The sequence below is a fragment of the Methylobacillus sp. MM3 genome (assembly GCF_001645185.1).
In the GTDB taxonomy this organism is placed as follows: Bacteria; Pseudomonadota; Gammaproteobacteria; order Burkholderiales; family Methylophilaceae; genus MM2.
The window spans coordinates 1-398 of sequence record NZ_LXTQ01000033.1; the positions used below are offsets into that span (position 1 = coordinate 1).

The window sequence follows — 398 nt, forward strand, 5'->3', positions numbered from 1 at the left end:
GATAAAGATCGACCAGAAGTAGACGCGTTTTGAACCAAAACGGTCCAGCAACCAGCCACCAGGGATCTGCCCGATAACATAAGCCCATGAGAAAGCAGAGAACACATAGCCCATTCCCACGGGATCAAGGCCGATATCTTTGGCCATTTCCGAACCGGCGATAGAGAGCGTAGCGCGGTCGCCGTAGTTGAAGGATGTGACGATAAACAACATCACCACTATCCAGTAACGAGCATTTGTGCGTTTTTCCACACTGCTCGCAGCCTGACTTAAAGAACTCATTGTTGCACTCCTGAAAATTCGCGTTAGCCACGCTCACTCTGGACTGCGACATCGCCAGGAAATCAGAGGTGACGTAGGGTGTTTTTTGCCGTTTTTATAGGTCGTTCGCCGAATAC

The 398-nt window shown here is 50.0% G+C and carries 1 protein-coding gene; it reads right to left on the bottom strand.

Annotated features, from left to right (window positions below; genetic code table 11):
• Positions 1–282: MFS transporter (locus tag A7976_RS10355; protein WP_131801017.1), on the bottom strand; the 282-nt coding region annotated here is incomplete at its 3' end.
• Positions 283–398 lie beyond the last annotated feature (116 nt).